The organism is Bradyrhizobium sp. T-1 (assembly GCF_053592855.1).
The window spans coordinates 8,132,973-8,152,490 of record NZ_CM132115.1; the positions used below are offsets into that span (position 1 = coordinate 8,132,973).

A 19,518-nucleotide genomic window follows, 5' to 3' on the forward strand; every position below is an offset into this window, starting at 1 on the left:
GCTTCCGGCCAAGACAGGTCATGATCGCAGCGAAATTCCAGACCTTTCTCATCCTGCTGGCCGTGCTGGCCGGCACGGCGCTGATCGCGCGCCGCTTCAACATGGCGCCTGCCATTTTGCTGATGCTCTCCGGCGTCGGCCTCGCGTTCGTGCCGGGCATGCCGCCGGTGGAACTGCCGCCGGAGCTGGTGCTGCTGATGGTGCTGCCGCCGCTGATCTACTCGGCGAGCGTCGCGATGAGCTGGCGCGAGTTCAGGAATAATCTACGTCCGATCGTGCTGCTCGCGGTCGGGGCCGTGATCTTCACTGCCGCAATGGTCGCGACGGCCACCCATTACGTGATCGGCCTGCCCTGGAGCATCGGTTTCCTGCTGGGCGCCATCGTCGCGCCGCCCGACGTGGTGGCGCCACTCGCGATCGCCCGCCGGCTGAACATGCCGCGCCGGCTTCTGGTCATTCTCGAGGGCGAGGGGCTCGCCAACGACGCCACCGCGCTGATCCTCTACCGCTTCGCGCTGGCCGCGATCGTGGTCGGGCATTTCTCGCTGCCGCTGGCGGCCGGCGAATTTGCGCTCATCGTCGCCGGCGAGATCGCCTTCGGCATCGGCGTTGGCTGGCTCTCTCTACGCTTCCGCAAATGGTCCGGGGATCCGCAGGTCGAGCTGACGCTGTCGCTGATCACGCCCTACGTCTCCTATTGGCTGCCCGAGCATGTCGGCGGCTCCGGCGTGATCGCCACCGTCGCCTGTGGCCTTTATGTGAGCTGGAACGGGCCGCTGCTGATTTCGGCGTCGACGCGGCTGCAGGGCATCTTCTTCTGGGACCTCATCATCTATCTGATCGAGGGCCTGCTGTTCCTGCTCACCGGCTTCCAGATGCGCGCGCTCTACGAGAAATCGAAGATGTTCCCGCTCGACGACATCATGATCGCGACCGCATTGGTCATGACCATTATCGTTGTGGCGCGCTTCGCCTGGCTCTATCCCGCGACCTATCTGCCGCGGATGCTCAGCAAGTCGCTGCGCGCGCGCGATCCGTCGCCGCCCTGGCAATGGCCATTCGCGCTCGCATTCACCGGCGTGCGCGGCGCGGTGTCGCTGGCGGCCGCGCTGGCGCTGCCGTTCACGCTGCCCGGCGGCGAGACCTTCCCGTATCGCGATTTGGTCCTGTTCGTGGCCTTCGGCGTCATCTTCATCACCCTGATCGGCGTCGGCCTGACGCTGCCGCCGGTGGTGCGCTGGCTCGGCATCGCAGAGGCCGGCCGCAACGAGCATGTCGCCGAGCACGAGGCCGAGATCGCGGCGCGGCGCCAGGCGCTCGACGCCGCGCTGAAATCGCTGGACGCGTTGATGGAAGAGAAAGAGGTGTCGGACGAGGTGATGCGGCTCCTGCGCGCGCGCCACGAGATCCGCGTCAACCAGCTCCCGGATTCGCTCGATCCGACCCACCACGACGTCTCCGCCGCCGGCACCGCGCTGACCCGCGAGCTGATCGCCGCCGAGCGCAAATTCATCCACGATCTCCTGCGCGACGGACAAATCACCGACGAGACGCGGCGCAGGATCGAGCGCGACCTCGATCTGGAGGAAGCGAGCCTGGCGAACCGGGAGTATCAGGGGGCGCCGCTGTAGTCTTTTTCGTCATTGCGAGCGCAATACGCGCGCATCGCCGCCACCACGGCCTTCGCCGTCAGCTCTCGTCGCTCCGGCGAGTTCATTGCCATCTCCTCGTCGCGATTGATGATGGAGCCGGCTTCCAGCAGGACCGCGGCGCTTCGGGTCTGCGAGAGCACGACGAGTCCGTCATAGCGGTAGACGCCGACATCCTTGTCGAGCAATGGATGCCGGTAACGGCCCATCAGCGGCAGGCTGTATTGGGTGGCGTATTGCAGGCCTTGCTGCTTCAGTTCGCGGCCCAGCAGCTTGGCAAAGGCGAGGCTGGCAGCGAAATGCGGATTGCGCTCGGACACGAACAGCGAATGACCGCTGAAGCGGTCGCTGAAATAGCTCTTGGCGCCGTCGAATTCCCATGCTTCGAGCATCTTGTCCGGGACGGAATCGTGGTGGATTGACAAGAAAAAATCCGCATGCGCGTCATTGGCCGTTCCGACGCGCTTGAGCAGGCTGGCCCGCGCCTTGCCTTCGGTCACCAGCACGCGGGTCGCGGCGAAGCCCGCCGACTTCAAGCGCTCTCCGATCAGCCGCGTCAAATACAGGTTGAAGCCGAATTCCACGTCGTTGCGCGCGCTGGTCGCACCCTGCGATTCCGAGGTGTGTCCGACATCGAGGATGATTCTGAATTTGCGCGGATCGCAGGCCTCCGGCGCCGGCGGCTTGATCCTGGCTCTCGCGGCCTTTCGGGCCACAGCCGCCTCGCCATGGTCAGCCGGCAAGGCCAAAAGCGGGATCAGCCAAACAGCGATAGCGGCAGTGATGCGCCACGATATTTTCACACCGGCCGCTCCCCTTTCACCGTCACCCGCGTGCCGGAGCGTGTGTGCGGCCAGTAGTCCCACATCGCGCGGTGCTGGGTGCAGCGGTTGTCCCAGAAGGCGATGGCGTTCTCGGTCCAGCGGAAGCGGCACTGGAACAGCGGGTTCTCGGCGTGCTGGTAGAGATAGGCAAGCATCGCGTCGCTCTCGTCGCGCGGAACGCCGTTGATGTGGCGGGTGAAGCCGCGGTTGACGTAGAGCGCCTTCCTGCCCGTGACCGGATGGGTGCGCACCACCGGGTGCTCGGCGCTCGGATAGGACGGGCGATCGGCCACGCCATAGTTCGCATAGAGCCCGCGGTAGATCGGCTCGCCGTCATGCAGTGCAGTGAGGCCGTCGAGATAGGCCTTCATGCGATCCGACAACGCCTCATAGGCCGCGTACATATTGGCGAACAGCGTGTCGCCGCCGCGCGGCGGGCATTGCTTGATGTAGAGAATCGAGCCCATCGGCGGCTCGAGATCGCAGGAGACGTCGGAGTGCCAGCCCTCGCCATTGGCGCGCGGCGAGTTCTTGTCGGCATATATCTTCATCAGCGCCGGATCTTCGTCCTCATGCGGGGCGGCGGGATGAAAATGCAGCTCGCCGAACTTGCGGCCGAAGGCGAGATGCTGCTTTGGCGTGATCTGCTGGTCGCGGAAGAAGATGACGAGGTTCTCGGCGAGCGCGCGATGGATCTCGTCCATCTGCTGGTTGGAGCGCGCATCGCCCTCGACGAGCTTGCCGATATCGACGCCGGAGATTTCCGCGCCGATGATGGGAGTGAGCTTTTCGACCGCGATGGTTTCGTAAGGAGCGCCGTCTTCGGCCGTGTGGCGATAGCGCGGGCCTTGCTTGCCGGACAGCGAGCTCATCGTGTTGCTCCCGATCATTCTTGATTGGGAGACATGGTAGCCCGGATAGAGCGAAGTGCAATCCGGGCCGGTCGCGCAAAAGAAGAGGGCGGGTCGCTCGCCGCGAACCCGCCCTGCGATTCCAATATTTGAGAGCTGCTACTCCGCCGGCGCGGCTACCTTGGCGCCCTGGCCGTAGCGCTGGTCGATGTAGTCGATCACCAGCGCCTTGAAATCGGCGGAGATGGTCGGACCGCGCAGCGTGCGGAACTTCTTGCCGTCGACGAACACGGGCGCGGCCGGCGCTTCGCCGGTGCCGGGCAAGGAGATGCCGATATTGGCGTGCTTGGATTCGCCGGGGCCGTTGACGATGCAGCCCATCACCGCGACGTTGAGCTCCTCGACGCCGGGATACTTGCTCTTCCAGTTCGGCATCTCGTCGCGGATGAAATCCTGGATCGAGCGCGCCAGTTCCTGGAACGTGGTCGAGGTGGTGCGACCGCAGCCGGGGCACGCTGCAACCAGCGGCACGAAGGTGCGGAAGCCCATGGTCTGCAGCAGTTCCTGGCCGACCTGCACCTCACGGGTGCGGTCGCCGCCGGGCTCCGGCGTCAGCGAGATGCGGATGGTGTCGCCGATGCCCTGCTGAAGCAGGATGCCGAGCGCGGCCGATGAGGCGACGATGCCCTTCGAGCCCATGCCGGCTTCGGTGAGGCCGAGATGGATGGCGTAGTCGGAACGCGACGCGAGATCCTGATAGACCGCGATCAGATCCTGCACCGCCGAGACCTTGGCGGAGAGGATGATGCGATCCTTGGGCATGCCGAGTTCTTCGGCGCGCGCGGCCGAGAGCAGCGCGGACTGCACCATGGCCTCGCGCGTCACCGCGCGAACGTCGCGCGGATTGGCGGAGGCGGCGTTCTCGTCCATCAGCTTGGTCAGCAGCTCCTGGTCGAGCGAGCCCCAATTGGCGCCGATGCGGACCGGCTTGCCGTTCTTGTTCGCGATCTCGATGATGTCGGCGAACTGGGTGTCGCGCTTGTCCTTGAAGCCGACATTGCCCGGATTGATGCGGTATTTGGCGAGCGCCTCGGCGCAGGCCGGATAGGCTGCGAGCAGCTTGTGGCCGATATAATGGAAGTCGCCGATCAAGGGTGTGGTGATGCCGCGCTTGGCGAGGCCATCGCGGATGTGCGGAACGGCGGCAGCGGCCTCCTCACGGTCCACGGTGATGCGGACCATTTCGGAGCCGGCGCGCGCGAGCGCTGCGACCTGGGCGATGGTGCCGTCGATGTCGGCGGTGTCGGTGTTGGTCATCGACTGCACGACGATCGGCGCGCCGCCGCCAACGGCGACGTCGCCGACCTTGACCTGGGTGGTCCGGTGACGCGGCGCTGGGCCTGCGATCTCGGAATCGAGGGGGTTTTCGAGCTTGTTCATGGGGTCCAAATATCAGGTTTTGGTGACGTTCAGCAATGCATCAGCTGGCGTCGCGGCCGTTTGGCTCGGACGGTTAACCAGAAAAAGCCCAGCAATTACAAGGACGGCTGCCGCCCCGAAGGCCAGACTTAAGGTGTCGTGCATGATGAAATAGCTACCCACCACGCCAAACAAAGGGGTGATGAAGGTAAAAGCCGACAATTTGCTGGCCGAATAGGCCTTCACCAGCGCGAACCAAAGCGTGAACGTGGTTCCCACCACCCAGATCGCCTGGAAAGCCAACAGGCCAATCGAGAGCGGCGACGGCGTGTGGGTGATGGATTCGCCGAACAACCAGGCGGCGGCGCCAAGGATCGGGATCGAGGTTGCGACCTGATAGCCGAGCGCCTTCTCGGGCGCGGCGAAGCGCAACCGCGTGCTCTTGGCAACCAGCGTGGTCGCGGCCCAGAGGGACGCTCCACCGACGATCATGAGATCGCCGAGCAGCACCTTGGCATCGACGTCCGGCTGCGGCACGCCGATTGCGAGCGCGACGCCGGCAAAGCTCACGGCGAGCCCCAGCCATTGCGAACCGCCAAGCCGCTCGCCGAGCATCTGATAGGACCCGAGCGCGACGAAAAACGGTGCGGTGTAGAGAAACACGACGGCGCGGGACACCGAGGTGAAGCGCAGACCCTGGTAGATCAGCACGAACTCGATGCCGAACATCACCCCGGCGGCGAGGCCGGCCTTCCACGTACCGTCGCGCTCGAAGAATTTGACGCCGCGGAAGCTGCCGATGATGAACAGCACCGGCAGCGCGCCCATCGAGCGGAAGGTGGCCTGGAGCATCGGCGGGATGTCCGGGAGCACCAGCTTCACCGCAATCTGGTTGAAGGCCCAAGTCAGGCACAGCATGAGCATCAGGGCGATGGCGCCAGCACTGAGCGGACGGCCGGCGGGCGGTATGGCTTGAGGTGTGGACATATCTTCCTGGGACCCGGCTTTGCGCCGTTGTTGCTTGTTTGGTCAGACGGCGGACTCTTCACCTCTCCCTCTGGGAGGGGTGAGCACCACCGCTTTGGCTTGAGCCGATTCCATCGCTTTAAGAGACCTTCTGGCAATGGGTGCAGACGCCCGTGATCTCCACCACGGACAGCTTTGGTGCGAAACCTGACGCGCGCGCCGCCGCGTTTAGTTCCTTGGCGAAGGACGCCGATGGGATCTCGCCGACGAGACCGCAGCGCTCGCAGATCAGGAACGCCACCGCCGAGGTCGCATCATGGTCGTGGGCGGCGCAAGCAAGATAGGCGTTGCGGCTTTCGATGCGATGCACGAGGCCGTTGGCCATCAAAAAATCGAGAGCGCGGTAGACCGTGATCGGCGCCGGCCGCGGCATCGACTTTGCCAATTCGTCGATCACCTCATAGGCGCCGAGGGGGCGATGGCTGGAGAGCAGTGCGCCCAGCACTTGGCGGCGGATCGGCGTGAATTTCTGTGCCCGCTGCTCGCAGACCGCTTCCGCATGCGCCAGCGCGTCCGCGGTACAGCGGCCGTGATCATGGTCAGGCGTTGGAAATGCCGGCTTTGCGAGGGTCATTTGGCCTGCCTTCTAACATTTCGGCCGTGGAACCCAAAGCTCGTCCGGCACCGCGGCGGTCAGCCATGCTCTTGCTGCGGGACAGCATCGCTTTAATCCGCCATGAAAAAATCATAAGCTTGCTTATTATATTCAAGCTTATTGGAGACCAAGCTTATGACCCGCGGGTCTGTCGACCAGAATTTCCTGTTCACCCTCGGCGAGCTCTACCGCCTCTTGCGCGTCTATGCCGACAAGGAGGCCTCGCGCTTCGGCATCACCCGCGCGCAATGGGCGGTGCTGGCCAAGGTCGAACGCAGCGAGGGCATGAAGCAGTCGGAACTCGCCGAGCTGCTGGAGATGCAGCCGATCACGCTGACCCGGCTGATCGACAAGCTCTGCGACAGCGACTGGATCGAGCGCCGCAGCGACGCCTCGGACCGCCGCGTCAAACGCCTCTACCTCAAGAAGGCCGGCCGTGCGCTGCTGGGGAGAATGAGCGGCCTGAAATCGGAGCTCACGGCGAACGCGCTCGACGGCATCAGCCCGGCGGACGCCCATCGTCTCCTCACCCAACTCGAAACCATCAAGGAAAACGTGCGTACCGCGATCCAGACGTCCGGAGCGGAACAAGCGCGTAAGGAGCAGCGCTATGGCTGATCAGGTCATCAAATTCCAGCCCGAGCAGAAGATCGACAGCGGCAAGCCGACAAAGAAGGCCGGGACCGATCCGCGCCGCCGCTTCGTCGCCGGCCTGCGCCGCCATCGCCGCTTCCTGCTGATGGTGGTGCTGCCGACCGTCGCCGTGATCGCCGGCCTGACCTTCTATCTGAATGGCGGCCGCTATGTCGGCACCGACGATGCCTATGTCGGCGCGCAGAAGGTGCTGGTCACGCCCGACATCTCCGGCAAGATCGAGAAGGTCGTCGTCAAGGAAGGCCAGCTCGTCAAACAGGGCGACGTGCTGTTCGAGATCGATCCCGTGCCGTTCCGCCTCGCCGTGGACGACGCCAAGGCGCAGCTGATGCAGGCGCAGACGACCTATGACAATTTGCGCGCCAACATCAAGATCTACGGCGACATGCTCGATCTCGCGCAGAAGGGCATCGACCTGAAGCAGCGTGACGTCGAGCGCAAGCAGGCGCTGGTGAAGAACAGCTTTGGCTCGCAGCTCGATCTCGACAATGCCTCGAACGCCCTGGTCACATCAGGCTCGATCGCACAATACGTCAAACAGCAGATCTCGACCGCCAAGACCCAGCTGCTCGGCGACATCGACCTGCCGTTGGAGAAATTCCCGCCTTACGCCCAGGCCAAGTCCAAGCTCGAGAATGCCGAGCGCAATCTCGACCACGCCGTGGTGCGCGCATCGATGGGCGGCATCGCGACCCAGGTCGAGCAGATTCAGCTCGGCCGCTACGTCGCCGCCGGCACGCCGGTCTTCACCATCGTCGACGTCGCCCACCCCTGGGTCGACGCCAATCCGAAGGAGAGTGATCTCACCTACGTTGCCGAAGGTCAGCCCGTCACGCTCGAGGTCGACGCGTTCCCGAACCACGTCTTCAAGGGCAAGATCGGCTCGCTCTCGCCCGGCACCGGCGCGCAATTCGCGATCCTGCCGCCGCAGAATGCCACCGGCAACTTCGTCAAGGTGGTGCAGCGCGTGCCGATCAGGATCTATTTCGACGAGAGCGACAAATACGTGAAGAAGCTGAAGGCCGGCATGAGCGTCTACGCCACCATCGACACCGGCCATCAGCGCTCGCTCGCCGGCCTGCTGGGCCTGTCGGCGACCGCAAGCCAAGATAAAGACCAGGACAAGGACTAAGCCGATGTCCGGCCCCAATGCCAGCCTGATGGTTCCCGGCCTGCGCCGGAACATGGTGACGATCTGCGCCATGACGGCGACCATCATGCAGGCGCTGGACACCACGATCGCCAACGTCGCTTTGCCTTATATGCAGGGCACGCTGTCGGCGTCCCAGGACCAAATCAACTGGGTGCTGACCTCCTACATCGTCGCGGCCGCGATCATGACGGCGCCGGTGGGCTGGGTCGCCAACCGCTTCGGCCGCAAGCGCATCTTCATCATCTGCTCGGGCGGCTTCACCATGGCCTCCGTGCTGTGCGGTCTCGCCCAGGACATCAACCAGATGGTGCTGTTCCGCCTGCTGCAAGGCGTGTTCGGCGCGGCGCTGGTGCCGCTGTCGCAATCGGTCATGCTCGACTATTACACGCTCCAAGAACGCGCCAAGGCGATGTCGATCTGGGGCATGGGCGTGATGATGGGTCCGATCATGGGACCCTCGCTGGGTGCCTGGCTGACCGAAACCTATTCCTGGCACTGGGTGTTCTTCGTCAATCTGCCGTTCGGCGCGATCACGGTCATCGGGCTCATCATCTTCATGGACGAGACCAAGAAGGATCTCAGCCTCAAATTCGACTGGCTCGGCTTCGCCGCGCTGGCGATCGCGATCGGCGCGTTGCAGCTCGCGCTCGATCGCGGCGAGCAATTGGGCTGGCTCGAATCGGACGAGATCATCGCGGAGTTCATCGTCTCGGCCGTCGCCTTCTACTTCTTCCTCGCGCACTCCTTCACGACCTCGACGCCGTTCATCCGCTTTGCGCTGTTCAGGGATCGCAACTTCGTCACCGGCTGCGTGTTCATGATCGTGATGGGGCTCGTGCTGTTTTCAACCATGGCGCTGGCCTCGCCCTACATGCAGAACGTGATCGGCTATCCCATCATCACCGCCGGCCTGCTGCTGGCGAGCCGCGGCTTCGGCACCTTCTTCGCCATGATGCTGGTCGGGCGCATGATGCGATATTTCGAGGCGCGCACGCTGATCATCGCCGGCCTGTCGCTGACCGCCGGCTCGCTATTCCAGATGACCGGCTGGACCGACCTGACCCAGGTGCCGGAGATCGTGACCGTCAGCGTCATCCAGGGCTTTGGCTTCGGTCTCGTGTTCGTACCGCTCTCGACGGTGTCGTTCCTGACGCTGTCGAACAATCTGCGTACCGACGGCACCGCGATGCTGACCCTGATGCGCAACGTCGCAAGCTCGGTCGGCATCTCCGTCGTCATCGCCCAGTTGACGCAGGGGACGCGGCGGACCTATGCGATCCTGTCCGAACACGTCAACCCGTTCAACCAGGCGCTCCAGATGCCTGACGTCAGCCGGATGATCGATCTCTCCACCAGCGCCGGTCGCGCCATGGCGGACAGGATGGTCAGCGTGCAGGCGCAGATCATTGCGTTTTCGCACGACTACCAGCTGGTGATGTTCTTCATTCTCTGCACCATCCCGCTGGCGCTGATGATCGGCTCGACCAAAGCCACGCTGCGCAAGCAGGCGGCCGGGCCGGAGCATGCGGTGATGGAGTAGGCTGCAGTCGTTTAGAGCCGAGCCGGAGCGTTAATCTCCGACGTCGTCCCCGCGAAGGCCGGGCGACACCGATTTTGTTGCCCCTACAACAACTCCTCACACCCCAAATCCTCGACCGCCATCATGATCCGTTCCAGATGGTGCCACCAGATGCCGGGTGGGATGTTGATGCTCCATTGCCAGACCGGTTTGGTGATGTGCCAGAGCACCGACAAGCGGTAGTCACGATCGAGCGCACCGCGTGTGTATCCGGTGATGCCGTTTGCGAGCAATGTCTCGTGATAGAGATTGAGCAAGGGGCGTTCGAGCGCCTGGCGGCGTTCCGGAAACCAATGAAGCGCCATCATGTAGGCGAGGTCGTTGGTCGGGACGTTAACGCCCCACAGGTCGAAATCGAAGAGGCGCACGGTGTCAGTGACGCCGGCGCGCGGCAGCATGAAATTCCAGGTGTGGGCATCGCCATGGGTGATGCTGAGGTTACGGCGCGCGTGGTAGCGCTCGGATAGCCGGGCCGACTGGTCGATCAGGCGACGATAGAGAAGCCGGCGCTCCTCGCTGAGGCGATCGCCGAGCAGATCGGCGAACCGGTCGTAATGACCGGCAAAGGTCTCCATGTGCTGCGCGCTGTCCTCGGGGCTCGCCCAGGTGCCGACGGTGTCACCGAGATCGGGATGGTCCCACCAGGCCGCATGCCAGCGTGCGAGCGTAGTGACGATCGCGAATGTTTGCGCGCGCGACGGCGGCAGCGGCCATTGGGTTGCGATCTCATGACTATCGGTGAGGTCTTCGAGCAGCAGATGCCAGTTGAGGGTTTCCTCGTCGAAGAATCCGTCGAAGCAGCGCGGGACCAGTCCCCGCGGCATTCGCGGTGCGAGCCTGGTGTAGAACGCCACCTCGTGTCGGCCGCCATTGGCGAGCGTCTTGGCGAAGTCGGCATGCGGCGTCTTGAGGATCAGCGATTGCGGCGCACCAGCGGATTCCCCGACATAGCGCAGGCCAAGTCGAACGATGTGCGACACCACCGTATCGCGCTCGTGCAGCACCTTCACCTCGCGCACGGCGCCGGCGTCCAGTGCGCCGGCCTTGCGCAGTGCCGCCGTCAATCGGGCGGGCTCAACGACCGCCGGCAGTTGTGGAGGTGTCATAGCCATGATGCCCCTGCCCGGCGCCATACTGCACGATCACACCCCCGCGCGCCAGCGGCAGAGCTTACGCCGCTGCGGTCGAGTCGCGCACGGTGCGGACCACGACCGATCGCAGCGATTCCAGATTGGCCGCCATCCCTGCGATTGCCTGCCTGACGTCTGCGGCGCGTTCGTTCACCGACGCGGCGTCGCGGCTGACATTGGCGATCTTGGCCGAGACTTCCTTCGCGGCGGAGGCCGACTCGGAAATCGACCGCGCGATCTCCCGCGTCGCGGCGTCCTGCTGTTCCATCGCGGCGGCAACCGAGGTCGCCACGCCGTCGATCTCGACAATATGACCACCCATGGTCTCGACGGCATCGACCGCGGCCTGCGTCGAGGCCTGGATCTCGGCAATCAGGCGCCCGATCTCCTCGGTGGATTTCGCCGTCTGGTCGGACAGGGATTTCACCTCGGCCGCGACGACCGCAAAACCGCGGCCGGCCTCCCCGGCACGCGCCGCCTCGATCGTGGCGTTGAGCGCGAGCAGATTGGTCTGGCCGGCGATGCCGCCGATCAGGTCGGAGACCTCGGCGATCTTCTTCACGGCGCCCGCCAGCGCCTGGATGGTCGAGCGTGCCTGCTCGCGGCCTGCGACGGCCGATTTGGTGACGGTCGAGGTGCGTCCGACCTGCGTTGCGATCTCCCGGATCGATGCGCTCAGCTCTTCGGCGGCGGCCGAAACGGTCTGCGAGCTGCCGAGCGCCTGGGTGGAGGCCGCGGCGACCGCCTGCGATTCCGACGACAGGGATCGCGCGATCTCGGACAGGCTCAGGGCAGCCCGCTCGACGCCTTGCGTCGTCGCGCTGGCGGTGTCGACCGAGCGGCCGGTCTCGCGCTCGACGGTTTCGGCCATCTGGTACAGGGCTCCGCGCTTGGCAAGCGCGGCTTCTTGCTCTTGTCGCAATTGCTCCTCGCGCAGGCGCGAATTCTCGATCGCGCCCTGCTTGAACACCTGGAGTGCGCCGGCCATCGAGCCGACCTCGTCCTGACGTTGCGCGAAGGGAATTTCAGCGGCGAGATCCCCGGTCGCAAGCTTCTGCATCGTGTCCGTCATGCGCACGATCGGGCGCACCACGCCGAACGCAACGCCGAGCAGGCCGGCGGCGATGAAGGCGAGCACGGCCGCGGAGACGCCGAGCAGAATATAAAGCATCGCGCTGTCGCGGTCGGCGGCCAGCTTCTCCATGTCGGCATTCTGCTTGTTGGCGCTTTCGACGATGCTGTCGATGACGGCGCGATGCGTGGTATAGGCATCCTTGAGCTGCGCATAGGCGCGTTCGGATGCGGCCGCGTCCTTGGCCTTGAGCGCCGGCAGGAGCTGATCGGACAACAGCTTCCAGAACTTCTGCACCTCGGCGTCGGACTTGGACACCAGGGCCGTCTTCAAGTCGGCCGAGAGGCTGGACGCGGTCCAATAGGCCTTGCGCTCATCGTAATCCTTGCGGAGCTGGACCAGGCGTTCGCCATGAGCCACCAGTTGGTCCGGCTCGCGCATGGCAAGAGTGGCTTCGAGATAGGCCTCAATGACATATTCCGGCGGCGGCAGGATGTCGGCGATGAGGTCGTTGCCGAGCTTGATATCGGAGTAAAGCGGCCCGCCGACCTTGAGCTCGCGCAATGCATAGAGGCTGGTGGAGACGACCGCCGTGAAGCCGATGGCAAGAACGATCCCGAACGCGATGATCGCAGAGGACAAGGACAGGCGAATTTTCATGAAATATTCCGGGGGCACGTGCTGAAACTGCAGCGAGCCTAACCGGATACGGTAAATACGGGATTTCCCGGAGGACGCATCGGCGAAAGGAATGCCCCGCAAAACTACGGGAAACAGATGCCGGGCAATCGGTTTTGAGTCAGTCGCGCCGACGCACTGGCCGGAAGAGACAAGTGTCGAGACTGATGAAGCACTGCGATGCGCTGGATGAGAAGCTCGCGCCGGCGATTCGCAAATGGCCGGCACGCATTGACTTAGACGTCGAAGAACACCGTCTCAGTGTCGCCCTGCAGGCGCAGGTCGAGGCGATAGACCGGCTTGCCGGCCTCCCGCACCGCGATCAGCGTGGCGCGGCGGTCGGCAGGCACCAATCCCAGCACGGGATCGGCGGCGTTGCCGGCCTCGTCGCTGAAATAAATGCGGGTATAGAGATGCCGCAGCATGCCGCGCGCAAACACCGCCAGAACGATATGCGGCGCCTGCGGCTTGCCATCAGGATCGGGCACGGCGCCCGGCTTGATGGTGTCGAAGGAATAATGACCGTCCTTATCGGTGCCGCAGCGGGCGAAGCCGCGGAAGCTCGCATTCGGCAGCGCGCGCTTGTCCTGCGGGTCGGCGAAGCGACCCTGCGCATCCGCTTGCCAGATCTCCAGCATGGCATCGGGCACGGCGGCGCCGTCACCATCCAGCACCCGGCCCTCGATGCGGACGCGATCGCCGGAGACATCCGGTGTCAGCGTCGAGTTGGTGAAGGCATCATTCCAGGCATATTCGCCCGTCGGCGTCAGGCCGTATTTGAAGAACGGACCGACCGTTTGCGATGGCGTGATCCCATCGGGCTTCGCGGAATCCTGCACTTACTTGGTCTCCATGGGGGTAGCGTTCTTGCCGCGCAGCACGATGTCGAAGCGGTAGCACAGCGCCCATTCGGGCTTGGTATTCTCCAGATCGAACGAGGAGACCATGCGCATCCGCGCCTTCTCGTCCGGCACCGAGTTGAAGATCGGATCGAACGGGAACAGCGGGTCGCCCGGGAAATACATCTGCGTCACCAGACGTGTGACGAAGGAATGGCCAAACACCGAGAGATGAATGTGGGCGGGGCGCCAGGCATTGTGGTGATTGCCCCAAGGGTAAGCGCCCGGCTTGATGCTGACGAAGCGGTAATAGCCGGCGGCATCGCTCACGGTGCGGCCCGCGCCGGTGAAGTTGGGATCGAGCGGCGCCGGATGCTGGTCGCGGACATGGACGTAGCGGCCGCAGGCATTGGCCTGCCAGATCTCGATCAGCGAGTGGGGCACGCCGCGGCCGTCTTCGTCGCGCACATGGCCGTGCACGATGATGCGCTCGCCGAGCGGCTCGCCCTTGTGCTGGGTGGTGAGATCGCTGTCGCCGTCACGCACGGTCTCGTGGCCATAAACGGGACCGGTCAGTTCCGACAACGTGTGGCGCATCGGGATCAAGGGCTTGTTCGGCGCGCGCTTGATCGAGCTCTTGTAGTCGGGCGACAGCGGCAGCGGATGCGCCTTGTTGCTGTCCGTGGGATAAATGAACGTCATTGGCGAACTCCTCCCCGGCCCCGGCCACTTTGGGCCGGCCGGACAACATTTGCGCCAATCATTATAGAATATAACTAATTTAGGGAAGCGGCTTTAGCACCCATCTCCCCCCGGACATTCGGGCCGGCTGCCCTATTTGATCGGCGCACGCGGCAGCACGGCCTCCCCGGCCTCGAGCCGGTAGGTGTGATCGAGCGAGTACCAGGGCGTTGCGACGTCTGGCACGGTCGGATGCGGCGTCTCATGGCGCACGAACTTGCCGATCAGCGCTTGGGTCACGCCGAACTGCACGTCGCTGTCGATATGGGGGTCGTTGGGATCGTAGACCTGCGAGATCAGCACCTTGAAGCCGGGCTTCAAGATCAGGGCATGGAGGTGCGCGGGACGATAAGGGTGCCGGCTTTGTGCCTCCAGGAGGCGGCCGACGACACCGTCGGTCGGAATCGGATAGCCGACCATCATCACCGAGCGGAACGCGAAACGCCCATCCTGGTCGGTCGTAAACTTGCCGCGCAGGTTCATGTCGGCCTGATCGGGATCCTGGTTCTCGTAAAGCCCAACCGGCGAGGCGTGCCAGACATCGACCTCAGCACCCGCAACGGGGCGGCCCTCCTTGTCGACGACGCGGGCGTTCACGAACAGCGGCGCGCCCGGGGTCTCGGAGCGGACGATCGACCCACCATTCTCCACCCGCGGCGAGTTCAACCGCCAGAACGGCCCGAGCAGCGACTGATCGGTTTCGGTATTGCCCTGATCGCCGTTGTTCAGCAGGCAAACCAGCGGCGAAACGCCGAGCGAGCCCGCCATCAGCACGACTTCATTATGCGTGTCGGTCGTCAGCTTGCCGAGTTCGGCAATAACGGCGGTGGCGTCGCGGAATTCCTTCTCGGTCAGGCGAACGTCGCGGACGAAGCCATGCAGATGCTTGACCAGCGAGATCATGATCTGCCGCATCCGCGGATCGGACGTCCGCTCCATCACCGCCAGAGCCGCGGCCGTGACGTCCTGCTCGCGCTCGATGATCATGGCTCTCTCTCCCTGTCATTCCGGGGCAGCCCCGACAGGGCTGAACCCGGAATCTCGAGATCCCGGATTCCGCTCTAACGAGCGGCTCCGAGATGACGGTCCACTGCGTGCACCGTCAGTTCAGCTTCTCGATCGCAACCGCGACGCCCTGGCCGACGCCGACGCACATGGTGGCCAGCGCGAGCTTGCCGCCGCGCTTCTCCATGCCGTGGACGGCGGTGAGCGCGAGGCGGGCACCGCTCATGCCGAGCGGATGGCCGAGCGCAATCGCGCCGCCATGCGGATTGACGAAATCGGCATCGTCGGCGACGCCGAGCTGGCGCATGCAGGCGATGCCCTGCGAGGCGAAGGCTTCGTTGAGCTCGATCAGATCGAAATCACTGATCTTCTTGCCCAGACGCTCCATCAGCTTGCGGGTCGCGGGCACGGGGCCGATGCCCATGATGCGCGGCGGCACGCCGGCCGAGGCGAGGCCGAGGATGCGCGCGCGGGGCGTCAGGCCATGCTTCTTCACGGCAGCTTCGGACGCCAGGATCATCGCGGCGGCGCCGTCATTGACGCCGGAGGCATTGCCCGCGGTCACCGTGCCGGGATTGCGCACGATCGGCTTCAGCTTGGCCAGACCTTCGAGCGTGGTCTCGGGGCGCGGATGCTCGTCCTTGTCGACCGTGATCGGACCTGCCTTGCCGCCGGGAATGATGATCGGCGTGATCTCTTCCGCGAAATAGCCGGCGGCGATCGCCTTGCCTGCGCGCTGCTGCGAGCGGATGGCAAAGGCGTCCTGGTCGGCGCGCGAGACCTGGAATTCCTCGGCGACGTTCTCGCCGGTCTCCGGCATCGCATCGACGCCGTACTGCGCCTTGAGCAGCGGATTGATGAAGCGCCAGCCGATCGTGGTGTCGAAGATCTCGGCGGAGCGCGAGAAGGCTTCCTGCGCCTTACCCATCACGAAGGGCGCGCGCGTCATGGACTCGACGCCGCCGGCAATCGCAAGCTCGATCTCGCCGGAGCGAATGGCGCGCCCCGCAGCACCGACCGCATCGAGGCCGGAGGCGCAGAGGCGATTGAGGGTCTGGCCGGGAACCGAGTCCGGGAGACCCGCGAGCAGCAGCGCCATGCGCGCGACGTTGCGGTTGTCCTCGCCGGCCTGGTTGGCGCAGCCGAAGAACACTTCATCCACCTGCGCCCAGTCGAGATTGGGGTGTTTTGCCATCAACGCCTTGATCGGGGCCGCGGCGAGGTCGTCGGCACGCATCTTGGCGAGCGAGCCGCCGAAACGGCCGATCGGGGTCCGCACGGCATCGCAGATAAACACGTCACGCATCGTTGTTCTCCCTGAATGCCGCGGTCCGGCGAAAATTCTTCAATGTCGGCGGAGTTTTAGGAGGGCGCCCGCAGCAGGTCAATTGACGGTTTCTTGCGTGTTCCGAGGGGTGTCCACGCCGCCAGCGCATGCCGCGGTGCGGACAACGTGGAAAACCTCCCCTCCCCGGCCAAAGCGATAGGAGCAGGAGGCGAAATTTTGTAGGTTGCGCCGCCCATGACCATGCAACAGCCAATCCCAGCGCCAGAGCCTGAACCCACCCCCGCGCCGCAGGCGGAAGCCGCATCGCGCGTCACGCCGATGATGGAACAGTACCTGGAGATCAAGGCGGCACATCAGGGCTTGCTGCTGTTCTACCGGATGGGCGATTTCTACGAGCTGTTCTTCGAGGACGCCGAGATCGCCTCGAAAACGCTCGGCATCGTCTTGACCAAGCGCGGCAAGCATCAGGGCAACGACATCCCGATGTGCGGCGTGCCGGTCGAGCGCTCCGAGGATTATCTGCATCGCCTGATCAGCGCCGGCCACCGGGTCGCGGTGTGCGAGCAGACCGAGGATCCTGCGGCGGCCAAAGCGCGCGGCAACAAGAGCGTCGTGCGCCGCGGCGTGGTGCGGCTGGTGACGCCGGGCACGCTGACCGAGGACACGCTGCTCGATGCGCGCGCCAACAATTATCTGCTGGCGATTGCGCGCGCCCGCTCCTCTGCCGGCGGCGATCGCTTCGGGCTTGCCTGGATCGACATTTCGACCGCCGAATTCACGGTCACGGAAGTTTCGAGTGGCGAGCTCGCCGCCACGCTGGCACGCATCAACCCGAACGAGGCCATCGTCACCGACGCGCTCTATAGCGATAACGAGCTCGGACAGACCTTGCGCGAGCTGCCGGCGGTGACGCCGGTGACCCGCGACGTGTTCGATGGCGCCACCGCCGAGAAGCGCTTGTGCGACTATTTTGCCGTCGCGACCATGGACGGACTGGCGCAGCTCTCGCGGCTCGAGGCCACCGCCGCGGCCGCCGCCGTCACCTATGTCGACCGCACCCAGGTCGGTAAGCACCCGCCGCTGTCGCCGCCCGCACGCGAAGCTTCCGGCGCGACCATGGCGATCGATCCCGCCACGCGCGCCAATCTCGAACTGACGCGGACGCTTGCGGGCGAACGCCGCGGCTCGCTGCTCGATGCGATCGACTGCACGGTGACCTCGGCCGGCTCGCGCCTGCTCGCGCAGCGGCTGGCGGCACCGCTGACCGATGCGCCTGCGATCGCGCGGCGGCTCGATGCCGTCAGCGCCTTTGTCGCGGATTCGGCGACGCGCGAAGACATCCGCAGCATCTTGCGCGGCGCGCCTGACATGTCGCGCGCACTCGCCCGCCTCTCAGTCGGCCGCGGCGGACCGCGCGATCTCGCGGGTCTGCGCGACGGCATCATCGCTGCCGACCAGGTGCTGGCGCGGTTGTCCGAGCTCGACCAGCCGCCGCAGGAGATCGCCGCGGTGATGGCGGCACTCAAGCGTCCGCCGCGCGAGCTCGCGGCTGAATTTGCCCGCGCGCTCGACGAGCAGCTGCCGCTGATCAAGCGCGATGGCGGCTTCGTGCGTGCGGGCTACGAGCCCGCGCTCGACGAAGCCCGCAACCTGCGCGACGCCTCGCGCCTGGTCGTGGCCTCGATGCAGGCGCGTTACGCCGACGACACCTCCGTCAAGGGTCTCAAGATCCGCCACAACAACGTGCTCGGCTATTTCGTCGAGGTCACCGCGCAGCACGGCGACAAGCTGATGTCGGCGCCGCTGAACGCAACCTTCATCCATCGCCAGACGCTGGCGGGACAGGTCCGTTTCACGACCTCGGAACTGGGCGAGATCGAAGCCAAGATCGCCAATGCCGGCGACCGCGCACTCGGGCTCGAGCTCGAAATTTTCGAGCGGCTCTGCGCCAAGGCGCTCGACATCAGCGACGATCTGCGCGCCGCCGCGCAAGGCTTTGCGCTGCTCGACGTTGCAACGTCACTGGCCAAGCTCGCAGTCGACGAGAACTATGTGCGGCCCGAGGTCGACGGCTCCCTCGGCTTTGCCATCGAAGCCGGCCGCCATCCCGTGGTCGAGCAGGCTTTGAAGCGCAATGGCGAACCGTTCATCGCCAATGCCTGCGATCTCTCACCGAGCCCTGCACAAAAATCCGGCCAGCTCTGGCTGCTCACCGGTCCGAACATGGCGGGTAAGTCGACCTTCCTGCGCCAGAACGCGCTGATTGCCCTGCTGGCGCAGATCGGCAGCTTCGTGCCGGCCACCCGCGCGCGGATCGGCATCATCGACCGCCTGTTCTCGCGCGTTGGCGCCGCCGACGATCTCGCCCGCGGCCGCTCCACCTTCATGGTGGAAATGGTCGAGACCGCGGCGATCCTCAACCAGGCCGGTGAACGCGCGCTGGTGATCCTGGATGAGATCGGCCGCGGCACCGCTACGTTCGACGGCCTCTCCATTGCCTGGGCCGCGATCGAGCATCTGCATGAGAGCAACCGCTGCCGCACGCTGTTCGCCACGCATTATCACGAATTGACCGCGCTCTCGGCAAAGCTGCCGCGGATGTTCAATGCGACCGTGCGGGTCAAGGAATGGCAGGGCAATGTCGTGTTCCTGCACGAGGTTCTGCCAGGCTCGGCCGACCGCTCCTACGGCATCCAGGTTGCCAAGCTCGCCGGCCTGCCGCCGGCCGTGATCACGCGCGCCAAATCGGTGCTGGCAAAACTCGAAGCGCAGGACCGCGGCCAGACCGCGCGTGCGCTGGCCGATGATCTGCCGCTGTTCGCCGTGCCCTCGCGTGCCGCCGCGGAGGCCGCCCCGCCGACCGAGGCCGAGCTATTGATGGACGCAGTGAAGGCACTGCATCCCGACGAGATGTCGCCGCGCGAGGCGCTCGATGCGCTGTATGCGTTGAAGGCCAAGCTGCCGAAACAGTGACGGGAACCGTCATTCCGGGATGGTCCGAAGGACCAGACCCGG

The 19,518-nt window shown here is 64.9% G+C and carries 16 protein-coding genes; 5 read left to right on the forward strand and 11 right to left on the reverse strand.

Annotated elements, in window-relative coordinates; all coding sequences use genetic code 11:
• Positions 1 to 20 precede the first annotated feature (20 nt).
• On the forward strand, positions 21 to 1,631 hold the full coding sequence (locus ACWAT4_RS38835) for a Na+/H+ antiporter (RefSeq protein ID WP_249154145.1): 1,611 nt from the start codon (positions 21 to 23) through the stop codon (positions 1,629 to 1,631).
• Here ACWAT4_RS38835 and ACWAT4_RS38840 read toward each other — a convergent pair.
• From ACWAT4_RS38840 to ACWAT4_RS38860, 5 genes are all read right to left on the reverse strand, one after another.
• Complete coding sequence (locus ACWAT4_RS38840) at positions 1,613 to 2,452, reverse strand: N-acetylmuramoyl-L-alanine amidase family protein (RefSeq protein ID WP_212303410.1); 840 nt, start codon at positions 2,450 to 2,452, stop codon at positions 1,613 to 1,615. The genes ACWAT4_RS38835 and ACWAT4_RS38840 overlap by 19 nt on opposite strands.
• Entirely contained in the window at positions 2,449 to 3,345 is an 897-nt protein-coding gene (locus ACWAT4_RS38845) for a TauD/TfdA dioxygenase family protein (RefSeq protein ID WP_449729511.1), read from the reverse strand. The genes ACWAT4_RS38840 and ACWAT4_RS38845 overlap by 4 nt, the downstream gene beginning before the upstream one ends.
• 138 nt (positions 3,346 to 3,483) lie before the next feature.
• Entirely contained in the window at positions 3,484 to 4,764 is a 1,281-nt protein-coding gene (ispG, locus tag ACWAT4_RS38850; protein ID WP_212303296.1) for a flavodoxin-dependent (E)-4-hydroxy-3-methylbut-2-enyl-diphosphate synthase, read from the reverse strand.
• Between the two features lie 12 nt (positions 4,765 to 4,776).
• Positions 4,777 to 5,730 carry a DMT family transporter gene (locus ACWAT4_RS38855; RefSeq protein ID WP_212303295.1) on the reverse strand — a complete coding sequence of 318 codons (954 nt, stop codon included), beginning with the start codon at positions 5,728 to 5,730 and terminating at the stop codon, positions 4,777 to 4,779.
• A 118-nt stretch (positions 5,731 to 5,848) separates the two neighbouring features.
• Positions 5,849 to 6,343, reverse strand: a complete 495-nt coding sequence (locus ACWAT4_RS38860; RefSeq protein ID WP_212303294.1) for a Fur family transcriptional regulator — start codon at positions 6,341 to 6,343, stop codon at positions 5,849 to 5,851.
• 156 nt (positions 6,344 to 6,499) lie between these two features.
• Between ACWAT4_RS38860 and ACWAT4_RS38865 the strand changes: the two genes are divergently transcribed.
• Genes ACWAT4_RS38865 through ACWAT4_RS38875 form a run of 3 tightly spaced genes read left to right on the forward strand, consistent with a single transcriptional unit; the run spans position 6,500 to position 9,711 of the window.
• Complete coding sequence (locus tag ACWAT4_RS38865) at positions 6,500 to 6,982, forward strand: MarR family winged helix-turn-helix transcriptional regulator (protein ID WP_212303293.1); 483 nt, start codon at positions 6,500 to 6,502, stop codon at positions 6,980 to 6,982.
• Positions 6,975 to 8,150 carry an HlyD family secretion protein gene (locus ACWAT4_RS38870; RefSeq protein ID WP_449729512.1) on the forward strand — a complete coding sequence of 392 codons (1,176 nt, stop codon included), beginning with the start codon at positions 6,975 to 6,977 and terminating at the stop codon, positions 8,148 to 8,150. Before ACWAT4_RS38865 ends, ACWAT4_RS38870 begins: the two co-directional genes overlap by 8 nt.
• 4 nt (positions 8,151 to 8,154) lie before the next feature.
• Positions 8,155 to 9,711, forward strand: coding sequence for an MDR family MFS transporter (locus tag ACWAT4_RS38875; RefSeq protein WP_249154144.1), 1,557 nt, complete (start codon positions 8,155 to 8,157; stop codon positions 9,709 to 9,711).
• 83 nt (positions 9,712 to 9,794) lie between these two features.
• Here ACWAT4_RS38875 and ACWAT4_RS38880 read toward each other — a convergent pair whose 3' ends face one another.
• The 6 genes from ACWAT4_RS38880 to pcaF form a co-directional block, all read right to left on the reverse strand.
• Positions 9,795 to 10,883 carry a phosphotransferase gene (locus ACWAT4_RS38880; RefSeq protein WP_212424335.1) on the reverse strand — a complete coding sequence of 363 codons (1,089 nt, stop codon included), beginning with the start codon at positions 10,881 to 10,883 and terminating at the stop codon, positions 9,795 to 9,797.
• Positions 10,884 to 10,920: 37 nt separating this feature from the next.
• On the reverse strand, positions 10,921 to 12,612 hold the full coding sequence (locus ACWAT4_RS38885; RefSeq protein WP_449729513.1) for a methyl-accepting chemotaxis protein: 1,692 nt from the start codon (positions 12,610 to 12,612) through the stop codon (positions 10,921 to 10,923).
• Between the two features lie 254 nt (positions 12,613 to 12,866).
• Positions 12,867 to 13,469 carry a protocatechuate 3,4-dioxygenase subunit alpha gene (gene pcaG / locus ACWAT4_RS38890; RefSeq protein WP_212303289.1) on the reverse strand — a complete coding sequence of 201 codons (603 nt, stop codon included), beginning with the start codon at positions 13,467 to 13,469 and terminating at the stop codon, positions 12,867 to 12,869.
• Complete coding sequence (gene pcaH, locus ACWAT4_RS38895) at positions 13,470 to 14,171, reverse strand: protocatechuate 3,4-dioxygenase subunit beta (protein WP_449729514.1); 702 nt, start codon at positions 14,169 to 14,171, stop codon at positions 13,470 to 13,472.
• A 132-nt stretch (positions 14,172 to 14,303) separates the two neighbouring features.
• A complete protein-coding gene (locus ACWAT4_RS38900; protein ID WP_449729515.1) occupies positions 14,304 to 15,197 on the reverse strand; it encodes a dioxygenase family protein in 894 nt (297 codons plus the stop codon).
• A gap of 115 nt (positions 15,198 to 15,312) precedes the next feature.
• Positions 15,313 to 16,521 carry a 3-oxoadipyl-CoA thiolase gene (gene pcaF / locus ACWAT4_RS38905; RefSeq protein WP_212445428.1) on the reverse strand — a complete coding sequence of 403 codons (1,209 nt, stop codon included), beginning with the start codon at positions 16,519 to 16,521 and terminating at the stop codon, positions 15,313 to 15,315.
• A gap of 216 nt (positions 16,522 to 16,737) precedes the next feature.
• On the opposite strand from pcaF, the gene mutS reads away from it, so the two are divergent.
• On the forward strand, positions 16,738 to 19,476 hold the full coding sequence (gene mutS, locus ACWAT4_RS38910; RefSeq protein WP_449729516.1) for a DNA mismatch repair protein MutS: 2,739 nt from the start codon (positions 16,738 to 16,740) through the stop codon (positions 19,474 to 19,476).
• The last annotated feature ends 42 nt before the right edge of the window (positions 19,477 to 19,518 follow it).